The organism is Sandarakinorhabdus sp., from assembly GCF_031430775.1.
Taxonomy (GTDB): domain Bacteria; phylum Pseudomonadota; class Alphaproteobacteria; order Sphingomonadales; family Sphingomonadaceae; genus Sandarakinorhabdus.
The window spans coordinates 1-19253 of sequence record NZ_JANPCD010000066.1 but is presented as its reverse complement, the minus strand read 5'-3'; the positions used below and the strand labels follow the sequence as shown (position 1 = coordinate 19253).

Genomic DNA, 19253 nt, shown 5'->3' with positions numbered 1-19253 from the left:
GGCACGGCGGCGCCGCGATCGGGCCGGAGCCTCTGGAACGGCTGGCGCGGCGTGCCGCCACCGGCGCCGCATTGGCCCGCAGCGGGCGCTGGTCGGGCTATTACCGGCTATCGGCAGGCAAGACGGTGCTGGTCATTGATGCCGGGCCGCCGCCAGCGCCGCGCATGGCCGGCATCGGCCACACCGGCACATTGGCCTTTGAGATGAGCGACGGCCCGGACCGGCTCGTCACCAATTGCGGCGGATCGCGGGGCTTGCCTGCACCACTGGCCGGGCCGCTGGCTGCCGGACTGTGCACCACGGCTGCGCATTCGACGTTGGTCATCGCCGACACCAATTCGACTCGCATCCGCGATGATGGCACCTTGGGCGCCGGGGTCAGCGAAGTGGCCGTGCAGCTTCGCACCAGCGAGGCCGGACAATGGCTGGATGCAAGCCATGACGGCTATGCCCGGCGGTTCGGCATGCTGGTGCGGCGGCGGCTGTTCCTGTCGCCCGACGGCCAGGACCTGCGCGGCGAGGACGTGATCGAGCCGGTCCCCGGCAAGCTGCTCAGGCGCAGCGACCGCGATTTCGACATCCGCTTTCACCTTGGGCCGGGCGTTTCGGCGACCCCCACGGCTGATGGGGCCGGGGCGCTCATCAAACTGCCACATGGCAAGGTCTGGGCGTTCAAGGTGCGCTTCGACGCGGCTGGCGGCCAAGTCAGCATCGAACCATCGTTGTGGGTCGATCAGGCTGGCACGATTCAAAAGACACAGCAGCTGGTCATCAGCGCGCGCACCCACAGGGCTGGCGGCGATATCGGCTGGAGCTTCAGACGGGCAGGAAAATGACGACAGATCTGATCACGATGAAACGCGCCCTTTTGTCGGTGAGCGACAAGGGCGGGCTTGAGGCATTGGCGGCGGCGCTGGTGCGGCATGGCGTCGAACTCGTCTCGACCGGTGGCACGGCCGCCGCACTGCGCGCCATGGGCCACCAGGTGATGGATGTGGCCGAACTGACCGGCAGCCCCGAAATGATGGACGGCCGCGTCAAGACGCTGCATCCGCGCGTCCACGGCGGCCTGCTGGCGCTGCGCGATGATGCGGCCCATGTCGCCGCCATGGCCGACAACGGCATCGCCGCCATCGAGATCGCCGTCATCAACCTTTATCCATTTGCCGCCACGGTGGCGCGCGGTGCCGCGCGCGACGATATCATCGAAAACATCGACATCGGCGGCCCGGCAATGGTGCGGTCGTCCGCCAAGAACCATGATTTCGTCACGATTCTGACAGATCCGGCGCAATATGCCGAAGTTATCGCCGCGCTCGATACCAATGACGGCGCCACCGATCTGGCGCTGCGGCGGCGGCTGGCGGCGGCGGCCTTTGCCCATACCGCCGCCTATGATGCGGCGGTGGCCAGCTGGTTCGCCTTTGCCGATCAAGCCGAGATGTTCCCGCCGCTGCTGCCGCTGGCGCTCACCCGCGCGCAAACGCTGCGTTACGGCGAAAATCCGCACCAGCAAGCGGCGCTGTATCTGCCGCAGACTGGGGCAACCGGCGTTGCAGCCGCGCGCCAAGTGCAGGGCAAGGAACTCAGCTACAACAATCTGAACGATGCCGATGGCGCGCTTGAACTGATTGCCGAATTTGCCGGCGCCGGACCGGCCTGTGCCATCATCAAACATGCCAATCCCTGCGGCGTCGGCACTGGTGCGACGCTGGCCGATGCCTATAAGGCGGCGTTCGACTGCGATCCCGTATCGGCCTTTGGCGGCATCATCGCCGTCAACCAGCCGCTCGATGGGCCGACCGCACAGGCCATTGCCGCGATTTTCACCGAAGTCGTCATCGCGCCGGATGCCGATGCCGATGCCATCGCCGTATTCGCCGCCAAGAAAAACCTGCGGCTTTTGCTCGCCAACATGCCCGATCCGCGCCGCGCCGGGCTGGCATTGCGCCAGATCGGCGGCGGCATGCTGGTGCAGTCACGCGACAACGGCGCCGTCAGCCGCGCCGACTGCAAGGTGGTGACGCAGCGCGCACCGACAGAGCAGGAATGGACCGACATGCTGTTCGCCTGGACAGTGGCCCGCCATGTCAAATCCAACGCCATCGTCTATGCCCATGGCGGCGCCACAGCAGGCATTGGCGCCGGGCAGATGAGCCGGCTCGATTCGACCCGGATTGCGGCACAAAAGGCGCGTGATGCCGCGCAGACCGCCGGCTGGCCGCAGGTGCGCACCATCGGCAGCGCCGTTGCCTCCGATGCGTTCTTCCCCTTTGCCGATGGCCTGATCGCCGCTGCCGAAGCGGGTGCCACCGCCATCATCCAGCCCGGCGGCTCGATCCGCGACGCCGACGTCATCGCAGCCGCCGATGCGCGCGGGCTGGCGATGGTGTTCACCGGGATGCGCCACTTCAAGCACTGATCCTGCCACATCGGCCTCGCCATAAAAAATGGTTTTCATACCGATCCTGGCGCTTTCCTACAGCTGCATATTGAGATACAAGGCAATCATATCAAACACATGCTGGCAGCTCGGCGATTTTTTCTCGGAAGTTATCATACACTTGTATAATAACTCGACGCCCGCCGCTCCCGCAAGGCAACCCGCCCTCTCGCAAGCAACAGGGCGAGGAACGCCCGAACACGCCTAACATCACGTTCGAAGGAGCGTTTCATGCAAGACCGCATCACTACCGCGCTGGAAGCCAGCCTTGCTGCCGGCGGCATTCCGGGCGCGGTCGCGCTGGTGGGCAACCGCAGCGGGACCATCGCCGAGGTTGCTGTGGGCACGCGCGGGCCCGGCGGCCCGGCGCTGACAACCGACAGCCTGTTCCAGATCGCATCGATGACCAAGGCGGTGACATCGGTGGCCGTGATGCAACTTGTCGAACAGGGCCGACTGGCGCTGGACGAAGATATCGGCACGTTGTTGCCCGGCCTGGCGGACCCACTGGTGCTGACCGGCTTTGGCGCGGACGGTTCGGCGATCACACGCTCGGCGGCTGGCCCCGTCACGCTTCGGCAACTGCTGACCCACACCTCCGGGCTGGGCTATGAGTTCATGTCAGCCGAACTGAGCCAGTGGCGCACACTGAATCCGGCAGCACAGGGCAGCCGCGCCTCGTTGCTGCTGCCGTTGCTCGCGGACCCCGGCACAGCCTGGATTTACGGCATTTCCACCGACTGGGCCGGCCTTGCCGTGGAAGCGGCCAGCGGCATGCCGCTCGGCGACTGGTTCGCGCGCCATATCTTCGGTCCGCTGGGCATGACCGACACCGGCTTCGGCTTCGACGAGGCCGTCAAGGCCCGGCTCGCGCCGCTCCATGTCCGCACGCCGGATGGTGGCCTGGTGCCGATGCCGGTGCATTTCGGCGGCGGCGATGCGGCCGAATTCCAGTCGGGCGGCGGTGGGCTGACCGGATCGGCCCATGATTATCTGCGGTTCGTGCGCATGTTGCTCAATGGCGGCAGCCTTGATGGCGCCCGCATCCTCAAGGCGCAAACCGTCGCCGACATGACCCGCAACCATATCGGGCCATTGCGGGCCGGTGTCATGGAAACCAATGTGCCGGGCTTTGCCGGGCGCATCGAATGGTTCCCCGAAATGACCCCCGGCTGGGGTCTGGGTTTCATGATCAACCCCGATCCAGGCCCCGATGGCCGCGCGCCTGGCGCCCAGGCCTGGGCCGGCATCGCCAACAGCTATTACTGGTTCGATCCGGCCAGCGACATTGCCGCCGTACTGATGATGCAGCATCTGCCGTTCGGCGAAGCCCCGGCCATGGCGGTACTCAGCGCCTTCGAAGCCGCCGTTTACGGTCCCTAGGCCAGCAGCAGCGCCAGCGGCACCGCCGTGCCGGCCGCCAGCATGACCAGCGCCGTGCGGCGCGTCGCCCGGCTGTTCAGTGCGATCATGGCGCCCAGCAGCGCCGACAGCGCCAGTGCCGCCGCCAGCGCCGCCGTGAAGATTTTCATCGGCAATGCCGCTCGCTTGCGCGCGGCGCGCGCGGCTTCCTTGGCCGGATCTGCCGGTGGCTTGGCAGCGGCAGTTTCCGGCTTTTTCGGCGGCTCGACCTTGGGCAGCGTCTGGTCGATGTGCACGCTGCCCATCCACGCCATCCACGCTGGAGGCGGCGCGCCATCCCAACCGCTGGCCTGTTGCAGGCGAAACGCCTGAAGGCCGCCGCTGATGGCAAAGAACAGGATCGCCGGCAGGAAAAACACGCCGATATACAAATGCAACTGGCGCACGCGGCGCATGGTCTGTGCGTTCAAGTCGGTGTCTCCAGTCGCAGGCGAATCGAAGCGGCATGCGCTGCCAGCCCCTCGACATCGGCAATGGCGGCGCCCGCCGGGCCGATGGCGGCAAGCCCGCGCGGCCCGCAATCGAGGAAAGTCGTGCGCTTCATGAAATCACTGACCGACAACCCCGAGGCGAAACGCGCCCGGCGCCCCGTCGGCAGCACATGGTTCGGCCCGGCCAGATAGTCACCGGCAGCCTCGGGCGTATGGCGGCCCAGGAACACCGAACCCGCATGGCGCATGCGGGCAAACAGCCATTCCGGGTCATCGACCATCAGTTCGGCATGTTCGGGCGCCAGCGCATCGAGCAGCGGCAGTGTGTCGGCAAGGCTGGCCACCGTGATGATGGCGCCGAAATCACGCCACGACGCAGCCGCCACCGCAGCTGTTGCCAGGGTTTCAAGCTGGCGCATGACCGCCCGCTCCACTGCATCGGCTTCGGCCGCGCTGGTGGTGATCAGGATCGATTGCGCCACCGGATCATGTTCCGCCTGGGCCAGCAGATCGGCTGCGATCCAGTCGGGGTTGGACCCGCCATCCGACACGATGACGACTTCGGACGGCCCGGCCACCATGTCGATGCCGACGCGGCCATACAGCTGGCGCTTGGCCTCGGCCACAAACGCATTGCCCGGCCCGGTGATGACATCGACGCGCGGGATTTTGGCGGTGCCCAGCGCCAGCGCCGCCACGGCCTGCGCCCCGCCGATGCGAAACACGCGGGACACACCGGCAACACGCGCGGCAGCCAGCACCAGCGGATTGGGCGTGCCGCCCGGCGTCGGCGTGACCATGATGAGGTCGCGCACGCCGGCCACCACGGCGGGAATGGCGTTCATCAGCACCGATGACGGATAGGCCGCCCGCCCGCCCGGCACATAAAGCCCGGCAGCATCGACCGGGCTCCAGCGCACGCCGGTGCGCACGCCGGCAGCATCGGTCATATCGTTGCCGGCGGGCTTCTGCCGTTCATGAAAGGCCCGGATTCGCGCCGCAGCCAGATCGAGCGCGCCGCGCAGGTCCGGCGTCAGCCCATCCAACGCCGCGTCCAGCGCAGCCCCGCCGATCTCCCAGCCCAGCGCATCGAGATCAACCCGGTCGAACCGCGCCGTCAGTTCGGCCACCGCCGCATCGCCGCGCGCCTGCACATCGGCAATGATACCGGCGACGGTGGTGGACACATCGGCGGAATCGTCGCGCTTCTGGGCCACCAATGCCGCAAAGGCTGCGGCAAAACCGGGGGCGCCAGCGTCAAGCCGCTGCGGCATCACTGGTCTCCACCAACGCCCGCACCGCCTCGATGATCGGCACGATGCGCGGATCGGTCTTGAAGGCGGCACGGTTGACGATCAGCCTGCTGCTGATCGGCGCAATCACTTCCACTTCCACCAGCCCGTTTTCCTGCAAGGTCTTGCCGGTCGAAACCAGATCGACGATGCGGCTGGCCAGCCCCGTCAACGGCGCCAGTTCCATCGCGCCGTTCAGCTTGATGCACTCGGCCTGGATGCCGCGCGCTGCAAAATGCCGGCGCGTCAGCTGTGGGTATTTGGTGGCGACGCGAACCTGGCTCAATCGCGACATGTCATCACCCAGCGTAGCGGGCTGTGCCACCGACAGCCGGCAATGGCCGATGCCCAGATCGATGGGCGCATAAAGTTCGGTGAAGGCGAATTCCATCAGCACGTCGTTGCCGGCAATGCCGATCTGCGCCGCCCCGAACGCCACGAACGTCGCGGCATCGAACGAGCGCACCCGAATGACGCGGACATCACCGCGCGATGTGGCAAACGTCAGCTTGCGGCTGTTCTCGTCATGAAAATCCGCCTCGGGCACAATACCGATGCGCGCCAACAGCGGCAGCGCCTCCTTGAGGATGCGGCCCTTGGGCAGCGCTAAGGTGATCGGTCCGGTCATGATGCAGCGCGGCATAGCGCGAGGCGCCGCAAAAGGCCATGCCGTCAGGGCGCTGCTGGTGCCGCAGGGTTAGGGGGCGGGGCAACAGCAGCGGCAGGGTCTGGCGGATTGTGCTTTTCCAGGAACGCCGCCAGCGCCTGCAACATGGCGATGCGCGTGGCGGGGCGCGAGAGCCAATGGTCCTCTGAAGGCAACACGACCATTTCGACGGGCTTGCCGGCGTTCTTCATGGCACTGACCATGAAATTGCTTTGTTCCATGGGCACGACCAGGTCATCCTTGCCATGGATAAGCTGTAGCGGGACGGTCACCTTGTCCGCCAGCCGCGCCGGCGAGAAGGGATCGATCTTCGTGTCATTGGCGTTTTCGGCGCCCATGAAGCGCTGCCAGTACCGCACAACGGGATTCTTCTTTCCTCCCGAATCACTGACTTCGCGTTGCAACATGCGTCTAAGGTCCGACACGCCGGCAATCGACGAGGCACAGCGATAGACGCCCTGCTCCACCGTGACCCCGGCCAGTGCCGCATAGCCGCCATAGCTGGCGCCGACGATGCAGACACGCTTGGGATCAATGGTGCCCAATCCCGCCAAATGCCGCACACCGTCGGACACATCGGTCTGCATCTTGCGACCCCATTGCCCATAGCCGGCGTCGCGATGCTCAGCGCCAAAACCACTCGAACCGCGGAACTGCGGTTGCAGCACCGCATAGCCACGGCTGGCCAGCGCCTGCGCCCACCAATCGAAGCCGGGGCTGTCGCTCGCCTCGGGGCCGCCGTGCGGCAAGGCGATGAGCGGCAGGTTCTTGTGCAGGCGGCCCGGCGGCAGGGTGAGATAAGCCGGAATTTCGGTGCCATCGGCGGCTTTGTAGGTCAGCGTCTGTACGGTTCCGAGGCCGACACCTTCAAGCCGGGCGTAGCGGGGGCTGAGCAGGCCTGCGGTGCGCGACGTGCGGTCCACGACATAGATGGCGTCACCCGATTTCGGCCCGAACACTTCGAGCATCACGATGTTTCGGTCATGGCTCCAGTCAACAAGCTTGACCATCTCGTCCTTGAAGCTGCGCGCAATGGCCCGCCACAGTTTTTGGTCGTCAGGATTCCAGAAATCATAACCGACGGTGCCGAGCCCCTCGTTATAGACCCCGATGGGTTGCAGGCTGGCGGGATCGCGCAGGAAGCCATCGCCGAGCCCCTTGCCCAGCGGCGCCGACCATGTGCCATCGGCCAGATTGACTTCATGCACCTCATATTTGCCACTCTTGTGGGTGCCGACCATGATCGTGCCGGGTGTGCGGCCAAGACCCGCCAGATAGGGCCGATCAAGCAACGCCTTTTCCCGATACACTTCGCTCCAGTTCTTGCCGCGGCGCAGCATCAATCGCCACTCGCCGTTTTCCCGTGCATAATCCGACCGGGCCACAGGCTCGCCATCGAGCCCGATCAACCAGTCACCCGTTTCGGCATTGCCTTTTTCCACGACGGTCGTGCGACCAGTCGCGGGATCGATACGAAAAACTGTCGACAGGAACATCGAGCCGGGCATCGACCAGCCTTCGGCGATCAGCTGCGGCCGGCCCTCCACTGTCCGCACCACCGGCGTGCCACTGACAAAATTGCCGGTGAGAGGAATATTGTTCATCAGCCGCCGCCAACTGTGGGTGGCAAGATCATGCATCGTCAGCTGATAATATTCGCCCCGGCCGACAAACAGATAATCTTCGCTGCGCAGCTGCGTTGTCTGTGAAATCGTCAGGACGATGCGGTCATTGTCTGCCCATTGCAAAGCGCGCAGTTTGAGGTCCTTGGCCGGGCTGGCGAGCAGCAGCTTACCGGTGGTGATTTCGCGGACCTGCACCTCGGAGCCGGTGGCGCTGCCGACGATCGCGGCCCAGCGCGTGCCATCTGGCGACAGGGCGATATCGCCCAGTGTTGGCAACTGGCCAAAGGCATCGATCGGCGGCGTCGCCACGACAAGACCTGGCCACAGCATGGCCATCAGGATCGCGGTGGCGCGCAGCAAACGCATATATTCCCCCGAAAATTTCGTCCGAGGGCAGAAAACATGAGTCGCGAAATCCTGTCAACGGCCAGGCCGTCGCAGTTTTCAGCCGCGCAACAATTTGACGATTGCCGAGAAATCCTGCGCGCCGCCGCCATTGTTGGCGAACATCTGGTACAGCGCCTCGGCCTGCGCGCCCATCGGCACGCTTGCGCCGGCCTTGCTGGCCGCCTCCAGCGCGAGTTTGAGGTCCTTGAGCATCAGGGCGCCGGCAAAACCGCCGGCATAATCGCGGTTGGCCGGGGATGACGGCACCGGGCCGGGGACAGGGCAATAACTGGTCATCGACCAGCTTTGCCCGCTGGCCTTGGACGAAATGTCGAAAAAAGTCTGCGCGTCCAGCCCGAGCTTTTCGGCGAGCACAAAGGCTTCGGCGGTGGCGATCATCGTGGCGCCCAGGATCATGTTGTTGCAGATCTTCGCCGCCTGCCCCATGCCCGCGCCGCCGGCATGGATGACGGCCTTGCCCATGGCTTCAAGGATGGGCCGCGCCGCTTCGAAGGCCGCAGCGGGCCCGCCGACCATGAACGTCAACGTGCCGGCATCCGCCGCCGCCGTGCCGCCCGACACCGGCGCATCGACCATGGCCAGGCCCTTTTGCGCCGCCGCCTCGCCGACGCTGCGCGCCGTGGCAACATCGATGGTCGAACAGTCGATGAGGATGGCGTGCAGGCCGGCGGCAGCGAACAAGGTGTCGTGATAGGCCGCCGCGACATGGCTTCCAGCGGGCAGCATGGTGACGATGGCATCGGCGCCGTGCGCGGCGGCGCGGGCGCTGGTGGCGGCGGTGCAGCCGTGGCTGACGGCGCGGGCGACGGCGTCCTCGCTCAGGTCAAAGGCGCGGACTTCATGGCCGGCCTTTGCCAGATTGGCCGCCATGCCGCCGCCCATGTTGCCGACCCCGATGAAGGCGACGATGCTCATTTGCCGCTCCAGTTTCCAGGGCGCTTTTCGACGAAAGCGGCCATGCCTTCGCTCTGGTCAGCGCTGCCGAACAAGCCATGGAACAGCCGGCGTTCAAAATTCACGCCCTGCGCCAGCGGCATTTCATAGGCGGCGTTGATGGCCTCTTTGGCAGCAATTGCGGCCAATGGCGGCATGGCAGCGATGGCGGCAGCGGTTTTCAGCGCCTCGGTAACCAGTTCGGCGGCGGGGACAACGCGCGCCGCCAGCCCCGACTGCTCGGCCTCGATGGCGCCCATCATGCGCCCGGTCAGGCACATTTCCATCGCCTTGGCCTTGCCGATAGCGCGGATCAGCCGCTGCGAGCCGCCCATGCCGGGGATGACGCCCAACTTGATTTCCGGCTGGCCGAATTTGGCGGTGTCCGCAGCGATCAGGATATCGGCCATCATGGCAAGCTCGCAGCCGCCGCCCAGCGCAAAGCCGCCGACCGCCGCGATCCACGGCTTGCGGGTGGCGGTGACGCGCTCATAGCCGGCAAAGAAATTGCTGGCGTACATGTCGGCAAACGATTGCTCTGACATTTCCTTGATGTCGGCCCCGGCGGCAAAGGCCTTTTCGCTGCCGGTCAGCACGAGGCAGCGCACCGACGGATCGGAATCATATGCGGCGAACACCGCAATGAGATCGGCCAGCACCTGGGAATTGAGCGCGTTCAGCGCCTGCGGCCGGTTCAGCCTGACCAGCGTGACCGCGTCATGTTGTTCGACAAGGAGTGTTTCAAAGGTCATCGGCATTACCCCATCGTCGGAATGACAAAGGCGCTGCCTGAAGCCCCGGCGGTGTCGCCGACACCGCCATCGGGCCAGCGCCCCGTCACCGTCTTGCGCTTGGTCCAGAACTGCACGCCCTCCATGCCATGCTGGCCGATGTCGCCAAAGGCGCTGCGCTTCCAGCCGCCGAAGCTGTGATAGGCGACCGGCACCGGGATCGGCACGTTGACGCCGACCATGCCGACATTGACCCGCGCCGCAAATTCGCGCGCCGCATGGCCGTTGCGCGTGAAGATGGTGACGCCATTGCCATATTGATGTTCGGACGGCAGCTTCAGCGCGGCTTCGAAATCGGCAGCGCGCACGATCTGCAGGACGGGACCGAAAATTTCCTCCCGATAACTGCGCATGTCCGGTGTCACATGGTCGAACAGGGTTGGCCCGACGAAGAACCCGCCTTCATGGCCTTGCAGGACATAACCCCGGCCATCGACAACCAGCTCGGCGCCCTCGGCTACACCCATGTCGATGTATGATTCGATCTTGGCCTTGTGCGCCGCCGTCACCACCGGGCCATAATCGGCCTGCGGGTCGGTCGAAGTGCCGATGCGCAGCGCCGCGATGGCCGGCAGCAACTTGGTGCGCAGTGCCTGCGCCGTCGCATCACCCACTGGCACCACCACGGGCAGCGCCATGCAGCGTTCGCCGGCACTGCCGAACGCCGCACCGGCAAGATCGCGCACCACCGCATCCAGATCGGCGTCGGGCATGACGATGGCGTGGTTCTTGGCGCCGCCCATCGCCTGCACCCGCTTGCCGTTGGCACAGCCATTGGCATGGATATATTCTGCCACATCGGATGATCCCACAAAGCTGATCGCAGCGATTTCGGGATGGGCGATGATGGCATCGACCATTTCCTTGTCGCCGTTGACGACGCTGAACACCCCGTCGGGCAGGCCGGCGCGGCGGAACAGATCGCCCAGCATGTACGGCAAGGTCGGGTCGCGTTCGGAAGGCTTGAGGATGAAGGCGTTGCCGGTGGCGATGGCAACGCCGGCCATCCACATCGGGATCATCGCCGGGAAATTGAACGGCGTGATGCCGGCGCCGATGCCGATCGGCTGGCGAAACGCCCAGATATCGATGCCCGGCCCGGCGCCGTGGGTGAATTCGCCCTTCATCACATGCGGAATGCCGCAGCAGAATTCGATGACTTCCAGGCCGCGCTGGATATCGCCGCGCGAATCGGCCAGCACCTTGCCGTGCTCCATGGACAGGACATGAGCGAGTGCGTCGATCTCGGCCTCGACCAGTTCCTTGAACTTGAACATGACGCGCGCCCGGCGCTGCGGATTGGTGGCGGCCCAGCCCGGCTGCGCGGCGCGGGCAGCGGCGACGGCCCGTTCCAGCGTGGCGGCATCGCCGAGCCGCACCTGCGCCTGTACCTGGCCGGTGTTGGGATCGAATATGTCCGCTGTCCGGTTGCCGCTGCTGACGGTCGTGCCGCCGATGTGATGATCTATGATGCGCATGCCGCTGTTCTAACGCCGGCCGGCCTGCGCCGCTACCGATGAAAGCATCAGGCGTGCGGGCAGGCCTGCTGGCAGGCGCCATCGCCGGTTTCGACCTGGAAGGTCGCATGGCCGATCCCGAACCGGTGGAACAAGGCATGCGCCATGTCGGCCAGCGCCTGGTCTCCGGGATGGCCGCCGGGCATGATCAGATGCGCCGTCAGCACCGAAGCGCTCGTGCCCTGCGGCCAGATGTGCAGGTCATGCACCGTATCGACGCCCTGAAGTCCCGCCAGCCAGTCCGATACCGCCGTGGCATCAATACCGGCCGGCACCGCATCAAGGGCCAATGCCAGCGATTCCTTGAGCATGCCCCAGGTGCCGCGCATGATGATCGCTGCGACCACAAGGCCAAGCATCGGATCGACCCAGTGCCAACCGGTCTGGCGGATCACCAGGCCGCCGACGACAACCGCTGCAGATACACCGGCATCGCCCAGCATATGGATATAGGCACCGCGCACGTTCACATCGGTCTTGCTGCCCCGCGAAAACAGCCAGGCTGTGCCGCCGTTCACGGCAATGCCGCAGGCGGCCACGATCATGACGAGCCCGCCTGGCACAGGCTGCGGATCGGAAAAGCGCCGGATCGATTCGAACACGATGGCCCCGCAGGCCGCCACCAGGATCAGGCCATTGGTCAGAGCCGCAAGGATCGACGACCGCGCCAGCCCCCAGGTGAAACGCGCCGAAGGGGGGCGTTTTGCCAATGACAGCCCGGCCCAGGCAATCAGCAGCCCGGCAACGTCCGACAAATTGTGTCCGGCATCGGCAAGCAGTGCCAGCGAACCGGATGCCAGGCCGGCAACCGCCTCGGCGGCGACATAGGCAAGATTGAGGCCGATCCCCAGGGCAAAGGCCGGACCGAAATCGGTGACGGCGTGAGCATGGCCGTGGCCGGCATGATCATGCGCCTTGGTATGAGCGTGCATGGAGGAGCTTGTGCCACGGGGGGCGCTGCCGGGGAAGAGCGCACCTTGTCGCCGGCATCGCCGCGCGGTCACGCGCCAAGTGGCCAAACGATCACTCTGCGAGGACCGAAGCGCACCAGCGCGGAAAGACTTGCAATGATTTCCAGAAAAATTCTGGAGCGGGCGAAGGGATTCGAACCCTCGACTTCAACCTTGGCAAGGTTGCGCTCTACCCCTGAGCTACGCCCGCTCGACACCGTCTCGACGATGTGAGCGGCGCGGCTAGCATGCCCCGCTTTGCCCATGCAAGCGAAATCCGGTGCCTTCCACCAAAACCGGCGGTTTGCCGCGCCAGTTTGACGCCTGCAGCACGCAAGACTTGGCAAAGCCGGGGGCCTGACCCCATATGCCGCATAACAGCATCCGGAGTCGCCCCCCTTGGCCAGCCTTGCCCCTTCAACCGCCGAAAAAGCCAGCATTGAAGCCTTCCGCACGGATGTCATCGACGCGTCGAAAACCGCGCTCGTGCTGGTCGATTTCTGGGCAGAATGGTGCGGGCCGTGCAAGACACTGGGGCCGCTTCTCGAAAAGATCACTGCCGCTCGGGCGCCCAAGGTCAAGCTGGTCAAGATCGACGTCGACAAGAATCAGGCGCTTGCCGCGCAGTTCCGCATCCAGTCGATCCCGACAGTCTATGCCTTTCTCGATGGGCGGCCCGTCGATGGCTTCCAGGGCGCATTGGGCGAACGTGAGCTGACGGCCTTTGTCGAAAAGCTGCTGGCCGGCGTGCCTGCGTCGGATACCGAAGCCGCGATGGAAGCGCAGATCGCCGAACTGGTCGGCGCAGCGGAGGCTGCGAGCGCCGAAGGCGCGCATCACGAAGCCGCGCAAATGCTCGGCGCACTGGTTCAGGAACTGCCGGACCGGGCCGATCTGGCCGGCAAATATGCCCTGGTGCTGCTGGCTGCGGGTGATGTCGATTCGGCAACTGCCGCGCTCGCGCTGGTGCCGGCCGACGCCAAGGATGCCGACGTCATTCGCGCCCGCGCCGCATTGGCGCTGGCAGCCGATGCGGTGCCAGCCGACGATCTGGCCGATCTGGCGGCAAAGGTCGTGGCCGACCCGGCCGATCTTCAATCGCGCTATGATCTGGCCGGCGGGCTGATCGGGCGCGGCGACCAGGACGGCGCTGCCGACCAGCTGCTGGCGGTCATTTCTGCGGATCGCGGCTGGAACGAGGGCGCGGCCCGCGAGCGCCTGCTCAAGATGTTCGAGGCTGCGGGCATCGGCGACCCCTGGAGCATCAAGACCCGCGCCCGTCTGCGCACTATCTGGTTCTCATGAGCGATTCGCCCTCCGAGCCGCTACCGGCGGCTGTGCCCGTTTTTCCATTGACCGGCGCGCTGCTGTTGCCGCGTGGGCTGCTGCCGCTCAACATCTTCGAGCCCCGATATCTGGACATGGTGCGCGATGCCATGGCAGCAACGGGCGCGGCAAACCGCATGATCGGCATGATCCAGCCCAGGCCGCCGCGCCGGGGCGGGATCGACGACGCCGATGTGCCGCCGCTTTATGATGTCGGCTGCCTTGGCCGCATCACGGATTTTCGCGAGACGGACGACGGGCGCATCCTGATCGCGCTGGCCGGCGTTTGCCGGTTTCGTGTGTCGGCGGAACTGGAGCGCACGAAACTCTATCGCCAGGTGGTGACCGATTATCACGGCCTGTCGGACGACCGCGATCCGCCAGGGCCGTTGCCAGCGACGCTGCGCGCCGATCTGGAAGACGGCCTGCGGGCCTATCTCGATGCTCAGGGGCTGGCCGCCGACTGGGATGCGGTTCGCAGCTCCGATGACGAAAGCCTGATCATCACGCTCGCCAGCGTCTGCCCGTTTGCCCCCGCAGAACGTCAGGCCCTGCTCGAAGCCCGCGACCTGACCGATCGCGCCCGGACGCTGTCGGCACTGATGTCCTTTGCGCAGGGGCCGGGGGACGGCGACCCGGAACGGCCTACCCTGCAATGAGCAGCGCCGCACCCTCCGCCGCGCCCGACCCGAAGCTGCTGGCTATCCTTGTCTGTCCGATGACACGGGCATCGCTACGCTATGATGCGGCTGCCAACGAACTGGTCGCGGACAAGGCCGGGCTGGCCTATCCCATTCGCGACGGCGTGCCGATCATGCTGATCGAGGCCGCGCGCGAATTTGTGCCCGTCGAATAGCGTCAGGCAAACTGCAACCCTTCGAACGTCCCCGACCGCCGCCATTTGTCGATGTAACTGAAATACGCCACTGCGCCCGCGGGATAGCCGACGCCAAAAGCAGCGTTGGCGCCCTCGGCCTTGCCCTCGTTGTTGTAATATCCCGGCGTGCAATCCGCCGCCGCGCCGGCCATGCGTCCCGGCCCGGTCATCAGCAGCTCGACCCATTTGGCTTGCGCTTCGGCAGTGGCATCGACGGTTCTTGCCCCGGTATCGCGGGCATGGCGCACGACGGCGGCGATGGTTTCACCGGCATCGGTCCAGTTGTGCGGCACATTGATGATGAAATTGGCGCCCTGTGCGAACTGCACGACGAACGCGTTGGGAAAGCCGCCCACATGCAGCCCGTGCAGGGTGCGCATCCCGTCTTTCCAGGCCTCGGATAGCCGCTTGCCGCCGACGCCTGCAATGTCGAAGCCGGCACGGCGTTCGTGCGAAGTGCCAACCTCGAAGCCGGAGGCATAAATGATGCAATCGACCTCGTAATGCGTGCCGCCAACCCAGAATCCGGTCTCGTCGATGCGGTCGACTCCCTTGCCATCGGTATCGACCAGATGGGTGCCGGGTTCGTTGAACGCCTGGAGATAGGCATCGTGAAAGCATGGCCGCTTGCACAGTTGCCGATACCAGGCCTTGAGCTTGTCGGCGGTGTCCTTGTCGGCCACGATCGACTCGGCACGGGCGCGGATTTCCGACATTTTCTCAAGATCGGCATCTTCGAACGCGGCCATCATGTTTGCCGGGGTCATCTGATCCATCGGCAGGGTCATGATGCGTTCGCGGATTCGACGGGTCAGGTCGGTCCAGCCATCCTGGACCAGATCCTCGGCCGGCGGCGGCCCCATGCCGACATTGCGGGCAAAATTGTCGAGCCAGCGTTTTTGCCAGCCCGGTGTCGCAATCGTGCTGAACCAGTCCAGATCGATCGGCGCATTGGCGCGCACATCGACCGACGACGGCGTGCGCTGCACGACATACACGGTGCCGCCGGCACGGGCGAGATGCGGGACACACTGCACCGAAGTGGCGCCGGTGCCGATGATGGCCACCCGCTTGTCTTTCAAGCGGTCGAGCGGCGCGCCAAAAGTATCGCCGCCGGTATAGTCATAGTCCCAGCGGCTGGTGTGAAAGCTATGGCCCTTGAAGCTTTCGATGCCCGGAATCCCCGGCAGCTTGGGCACATGCAGCGGCCCCGTGCCCATGCCGATGTAATCAGCGGTGAAACGGTCGCCGCGGTCGGTCGTCACCACCCAGACGCTTGCGCCTTCGTCCCAGACCATGTCGGTGACACGGGTATGGAAAAGCGCCTTGTCATAAAGGCCGAAGGTGCGCCCGATTCGCCGCGACTGTTCGAGAATTTCGGGGGCGTGCGCATATTTTTCGGTCGGCATGTGCCCGGTTTCCTCGAGCAGCGGCAGATAGATGATCGACGCCGTATCGCACTGGGCGCCGGGATAGCGATTCCAGTACCAGTTGCCGCCAAAATCACCGGCCTTGTCGATGATCCGGACATCGGTGATGCCGGCCTCGACCAGCCGCGCACCGACGCACAGCCCGGCAAAACCGCCGCCGACCATGGCAAATGTGACATGATCGGTGACCGGCGGTCGCGGCGTGACCGGGGTATAAGGATCGTCGAGGAAATGGGCATGGCTGCCGGCGATTTCGACATATTGGTCGTTGCCGTCGTCCCGCAGGCGCTTGTCCCGCTCGGCCCGGTATCTGGCCAGAATTGCCGACTTGTCGATTGCCGTCATGCTGTGTCCGCTCCCTTGAACGGACCCGATGCTAGACGAGTTCGCCGCGCAGCAAAGCTGGCAGTTTTCCGGTCTCGCCCCGGGCCTGTTGCATGAAGAACTGCTTCAGGGGCGGCAGGCGCTCCACCGCCGCCAGCCCGGTGCGGCGGACGCGGGATGCCGCGCTGCCGGGCACGCCGAACAGGCGGTTGAGCCCATCGGTGACCGCGCCGACCAGGCTGTTGTCAAACCGCCGCCATGCCGAATGCCGGGCCAACACCTCGGCCGAGCCAATGTCCTGCCCGGTGCGGATCGCATCGGTGAGCACTTCGGCGCAGGCAGCGACATCGCGAAAGCCCATGTTCAGGCCCTGCCCGGCAATGGGGTGGATGCCGTGCGCTGCATCGCCAACCAGCAACAGCCGCTCGCCCATATAGGTTTCGGCATGGTGATAGCCCAAGGGCCAAACCGCCTGAGGTGCAATGATCTCGATCTCGCCCAGGGTGCCGTCGATTCTCGCTGCGATTTCGGCGGCAAGTGCCCTGGGGCCAAGCTTGCGGGCAGCAGCAGCGTGCTTGCCCTCGATCGTCCAGACGATGGCGCTGCGCGGCCGACCATCATCGGAATCGGTCATCGGCAACAACGCCAATGGGCCGGATGGATAGAAAAGCTCGCAGGCGACACTGCCGTGCGGCACCGTGTGCGCCGCCATCGTCACCAGCGCGGCATGCGGATAGGACCAAGCTGCCAGCTTGATGCCGGCGGCATCCCGGGTCGCCGACTTGCGGCCATCGGCGGCAATGGCGAGCGGACTGCGGAAGCTGCGGCCATCGACAAGCGTCAGCGTGGCGGCATGGGCATCGCGAACCAGCGATGCGACCTTGACCGGCGCCAGCAGGGTAATCTTCGGCTCGGCACGGACAGCCGCGATCAGGGCGGTGCGCAGCAAGCGGTTTTCCACCATGATGCCGAGCGGATCGCCTGTCCCGGCGGTGTCGAAATGCAGGAATTGCGGATGCGTGCCATCGGTGACGCGGATGGCGGTGATGGCACAGCCGTGCGCGTCCAGCACATCGCCCAGCCCCAGCGCCCGCAGCATGCGCGCCGAGGCGCTGGCCACCGCACTGGCCCGGCCATCGAACGCCGGCAACGTCGTCGAATCGAGATCCTGTGCATCGACGACGATGCTCGAAATCTCGTGCCGCGCCAGCGCCAACGCCAATGTGGTGCCGATCAGGCCGCCGCCGATGATGATGACATCTGAATCCATGAGCCTGCGTCTAGCGCAATTGCAGCGCCGCCCCAAGCCGGACAAGATGTCCCGGTGGTGTGCGCGCTGCGCAAGTGTGCCGGCAAAGCTTGACCCAAAGGGCCGGGTGATTCATGCTGGCGTGACCAAAGCGTGAACACGCGCGCCGCAAAACTGGTGCATCAGGAAGCGATCGGGGATCATGGCAACACGGGCGACAGCTTCGCCGAATCGCAGTGGTGAACGCCCGGCTGCGCCGGGTCGGCTGGCCCGGCTGCGGACGGCGATCACCAGCGCGGCAACTAGACTGGTCGTGGTTGCCGGCGGCGGCGCGCTGATTGCCTCGGGCCTGGCTCTGGCGGCCATGTTGATCAGCTATTCCCCGCTGGATCCGTCGTTCAACACGGTCACGGCGCGGGCGCCGGGCAATATTCTGGGGCTGGTGGGCGGTTACGGCGCCGATGCACTGCTGCATGTTCTGGGCTGGCCGTCGCTGGCGCTGGCGCCGCTGCTGGCGGCTGCCGGCGTGATGGTGATGCGCCGCCGGGCCTTGCCGCTGCGCCGCATGATTCTTGCGACGTTGCTGGGCATGATATTTCTGGCCATGGCGGCCGGGGCCAGCGGCCTGCCGGCACTGGGCGCACCAGCAGGCAGTGGCGGTTTGATCGGCCTGGCCAGCGCGGCAGGCGTCGGCGAGCTGACATCGATCGCGGCACTGGCCGACATGCCGATCGGCCTTGCGCTGGCCATCCTGCTGGCGCCGGCCGGGCTTTTCCTGCTGGCCGTTGGCACCGGGCTGGGGCTGAGCGACTTTGTGGCGATCGGCAGTGGCGTTTTCGCAGCCTTGCCGCGCCAGCTAGCCGAAACCGACGATGATCTGCCGGTGCGTGCGCCGTCGCCGCGCCGCCAGACAGCCAACTACGAAGAGGCGGAAGCCGCCACCCAGCCAGCGGCGCCGCGCACGCTGGTGGTGCCGCAGGCGCGCGGTGCCGTGCCAGGCAAGCGCCAGCAGCAGGACAGGCAACAGGCGCTCGATCTGGGGGATTCAGCGATCCTGCCCAGCCTTGACCTGCTGTTGCCGCCGCCGTCTGCACCGCGCGCCCGCATCGATGCCGCCAGTCTGGAGCAGAACGCCCGCCTGCTCGAAGGCGTGCTTGAGGATTTCGGCGTGCGCGGCCGCATCGGCGAGGTGCGCCCCGGCCCGGTTGTTACTATGTACGAGCTGGAGCCGGCGCCGGGCATCAAGGCCAGCCGCGTCATCGGCCTTGCCGACGATATTGCCCGGTCGATGTCGGCGCTGTCGGCGCGCGTGGCCGTTGTGCCGGGAAAAAACGTCATCGGCATCGAATTGCCCAACGCCAGCCGGGAAATGGTCAGCCTGTCCGAGCTGCTGGGCAGCGCGGCCTTTGAAAACCGGTCCGCTGCCCTGCCGATCGTGCTTGGCAAGGACATTGCCGGCGATCCGGTGATCGCCGATCTGGCGCCGATGCCGCATTTGCTGATTGCGGGCACCACTGGCTCGGGCAAGTCGGTCGGGCTCAATGCCATGATCCTGTCGCTGCTGTACC

General features: G+C 65.7%; 17 protein-coding genes and 1 tRNA gene. 7 read left to right on the top strand and 11 right to left on the bottom strand.

Going from position 1 to position 19253, the window contains the following annotated elements; translation table 11 throughout:
* The 3 genes from RMQ73_RS03545 to RMQ73_RS03535 form a co-directional block, all read left to right on the top strand.
* Window positions 1–836 (top strand): heparinase II/III-family protein (locus tag RMQ73_RS03545; RefSeq protein WP_310496649.1); only part of this gene is annotated, 836 nt, incomplete at its 5' end.
* Window positions 833–2422, top strand: coding sequence for a bifunctional phosphoribosylaminoimidazolecarboxamide formyltransferase/IMP cyclohydrolase (gene purH / locus RMQ73_RS03540; RefSeq protein ID WP_310496648.1), 1590 nt, complete (start codon window positions 833–835; stop codon window positions 2420–2422). The genes RMQ73_RS03545 and purH, both read left to right, overlap by 4 nt.
* 252 nt (window positions 2423–2674) lie before the next feature.
* Window positions 2675–3826, top strand: a complete 1152-nt coding sequence (locus tag RMQ73_RS03535; protein ID WP_310496646.1) for a serine hydrolase domain-containing protein — start codon at window positions 2675–2677, stop codon at window positions 3824–3826.
* Here the strand turns inward: RMQ73_RS03535 and RMQ73_RS03530 are convergent.
* From RMQ73_RS03530 to RMQ73_RS03490, 9 genes are all read right to left on the bottom strand, one after another.
* On the bottom strand, window positions 3823–4275 hold the full coding sequence (locus RMQ73_RS03530; protein WP_310496645.1) for a hypothetical protein: 453 nt from the start codon (window positions 4273–4275) through the stop codon (window positions 3823–3825). The genes RMQ73_RS03535 and RMQ73_RS03530 overlap by 4 nt on opposite strands.
* The gene (gene hisD / locus RMQ73_RS03525) at window positions 4272–5570 is read right to left on the bottom strand and encodes a histidinol dehydrogenase (protein ID WP_310496644.1); all 1299 of its coding nucleotides are present in this window, start codon (window positions 5568–5570) and stop codon (window positions 4272–4274) included. The genes RMQ73_RS03530 and hisD overlap by 4 nt, the downstream gene beginning before the upstream one ends.
* Window positions 5554–6216 (bottom strand): ATP phosphoribosyltransferase, encoded by a 663-nt coding sequence (gene hisG / locus RMQ73_RS03520; RefSeq protein WP_310496643.1) that lies wholly within the window; start codon window positions 6214–6216, stop codon window positions 5554–5556. Before hisG ends, hisD begins: the two co-directional genes overlap by 17 nt.
* 44 nt (window positions 6217–6260) lie before the next feature.
* Complete coding sequence (locus tag RMQ73_RS03515; RefSeq protein WP_310496642.1) at window positions 6261–8246, bottom strand: S9 family peptidase; 1986 nt, start codon at window positions 8244–8246, stop codon at window positions 6261–6263.
* Window positions 8247–8324: 78 nt separating this feature from the next.
* Window positions 8325–9203 carry a 3-hydroxyisobutyrate dehydrogenase gene (mmsB, locus tag RMQ73_RS03510; RefSeq protein WP_310496641.1) on the bottom strand — a complete coding sequence of 293 codons (879 nt, stop codon included), beginning with the start codon at window positions 9201–9203 and terminating at the stop codon, window positions 8325–8327.
* The gene (locus RMQ73_RS03505; RefSeq protein WP_310496639.1) at window positions 9200–9973 is read right to left on the bottom strand and encodes an enoyl-CoA hydratase-related protein; all 774 of its coding nucleotides are present in this window, start codon (window positions 9971–9973) and stop codon (window positions 9200–9202) included. The genes mmsB and RMQ73_RS03505 overlap by 4 nt, the downstream gene beginning before the upstream one ends.
* Window positions 9974–9978: 5 nt before the next feature.
* On the bottom strand, window positions 9979–11490 hold the full coding sequence (locus tag RMQ73_RS03500) for a CoA-acylating methylmalonate-semialdehyde dehydrogenase (RefSeq protein ID WP_310496637.1): 1512 nt from the start codon (window positions 11488–11490) through the stop codon (window positions 9979–9981).
* A gap of 47 nt (window positions 11491–11537) precedes the next feature.
* Window positions 11538–12461, bottom strand: coding sequence for a cation diffusion facilitator family transporter (locus RMQ73_RS03495; protein WP_310496636.1), 924 nt, complete (start codon window positions 12459–12461; stop codon window positions 11538–11540).
* A gap of 154 nt (window positions 12462–12615) precedes the next feature.
* Window positions 12616–12690 (bottom strand) — tRNA-Gly (locus tag RMQ73_RS03490).
* 188 nt (window positions 12691–12878) lie between these two features.
* Here RMQ73_RS03490 and trxA point away from each other — a divergent pair.
* Genes trxA through RMQ73_RS03475 form a run of 3 tightly spaced genes read left to right on the top strand, consistent with a single transcriptional unit; the run spans window position 12879 to window position 14661 of the window.
* Complete coding sequence (trxA, locus tag RMQ73_RS03485; protein ID WP_310496635.1) at window positions 12879–13784, top strand: thioredoxin; 906 nt, start codon at window positions 12879–12881, stop codon at window positions 13782–13784.
* Window positions 13781–14464, top strand: a complete 684-nt coding sequence (locus RMQ73_RS03480) for an LON peptidase substrate-binding domain-containing protein (RefSeq protein ID WP_310496634.1) — start codon at window positions 13781–13783, stop codon at window positions 14462–14464. Before trxA ends, RMQ73_RS03480 begins: the two co-directional genes overlap by 4 nt.
* Entirely contained in the window at window positions 14461–14661 is a 201-nt protein-coding gene (locus RMQ73_RS03475; RefSeq protein ID WP_310496633.1) for a Trm112 family protein, read from the top strand. Before RMQ73_RS03480 ends, RMQ73_RS03475 begins: the two co-directional genes overlap by 4 nt.
* 2 nt (window positions 14662–14663) lie before the next feature.
* On the opposite strand, the gene RMQ73_RS03470 is transcribed toward RMQ73_RS03475, so the two are convergent.
* Window positions 14664–16457, bottom strand: coding sequence for an NAD(P)/FAD-dependent oxidoreductase (locus tag RMQ73_RS03470; RefSeq protein WP_310496632.1), 1794 nt, complete (start codon window positions 16455–16457; stop codon window positions 14664–14666).
* 31 nt (window positions 16458–16488) lie between these two features.
* Window positions 16489–17706 (bottom strand): FAD-dependent monooxygenase, encoded by a 1218-nt coding sequence (locus RMQ73_RS03465; protein WP_310496631.1) that lies wholly within the window; start codon window positions 17704–17706, stop codon window positions 16489–16491.
* 181 nt (window positions 17707–17887) lie between these two features.
* Between RMQ73_RS03465 and RMQ73_RS03460 the strand changes: the two genes are divergently transcribed.
* Window positions 17888–19253: DNA translocase FtsK 4TM domain-containing protein (locus RMQ73_RS03460; protein WP_310496630.1), on the top strand; the 1366-nt coding region annotated here is incomplete at its 3' end.

What these genes read in the sequence shown, in the direction of transcription:
- purH (WP_310496648.1), top strand. Translation starts at nt 833, where the DNA reads ATGACGACAGATCTGATCACGATGAAACGCGCCCTTTTGTCGGTGAGC.
- RMQ73_RS03535 (WP_310496646.1), top strand. Translation starts at nt 2,675, where the DNA reads ATGCAAGACCGCATCACTACCGCGCTGGAAGCCAGCCTTGCTGCCGGC.
- hisD (WP_310496644.1), bottom strand. Translation starts at nt 5,570, where the DNA reads ATGCCGCAGCGGCTTGACGCTGGCGCCCCCGGTTTTGCCGCAGCCTTT.
- hisG (WP_310496643.1), bottom strand. Translation starts at nt 6,216, where the DNA reads ATGACCGGACCGATCACCTTAGCGCTGCCCAAGGGCCGCATCCTCAAG.
- RMQ73_RS03515 (WP_310496642.1), bottom strand. Translation starts at nt 8,246, where the DNA reads ATGCGTTTGCTGCGCGCCACCGCGATCCTGATGGCCATGCTGTGGCCA.
- mmsB (WP_310496641.1), bottom strand. Translation starts at nt 9,203, where the DNA reads ATGAGCATCGTCGCCTTCATCGGGGTCGGCAACATGGGCGGCGGCATG.
- RMQ73_RS03505 (WP_310496639.1), bottom strand. Translation starts at nt 9,973, where the DNA reads ATGACCTTTGAAACACTCCTTGTCGAACAACATGACGCGGTCACGCTG.
- RMQ73_RS03500 (WP_310496637.1), bottom strand. Translation starts at nt 11,490, where the DNA reads ATGCGCATCATAGATCATCACATCGGCGGCACGACCGTCAGCAGCGGC.
- RMQ73_RS03495 (WP_310496636.1), bottom strand. Translation starts at nt 12,461, where the DNA reads ATGCACGCTCATACCAAGGCGCATGATCATGCCGGCCACGGCCATGCT.
- RMQ73_RS03480 (WP_310496634.1), top strand. Translation starts at nt 13,781, where the DNA reads ATGAGCGATTCGCCCTCCGAGCCGCTACCGGCGGCTGTGCCCGTTTTT.
- RMQ73_RS03475 (WP_310496633.1), top strand. Translation starts at nt 14,461, where the DNA reads ATGAGCAGCGCCGCACCCTCCGCCGCGCCCGACCCGAAGCTGCTGGCT.
- RMQ73_RS03470 (WP_310496632.1), bottom strand. Translation starts at nt 16,457, where the DNA reads ATGACGGCAATCGACAAGTCGGCAATTCTGGCCAGATACCGGGCCGAG.
- RMQ73_RS03465 (WP_310496631.1), bottom strand. Translation starts at nt 17,706, where the DNA reads ATGGATTCAGATGTCATCATCATCGGCGGCGGCCTGATCGGCACCACA.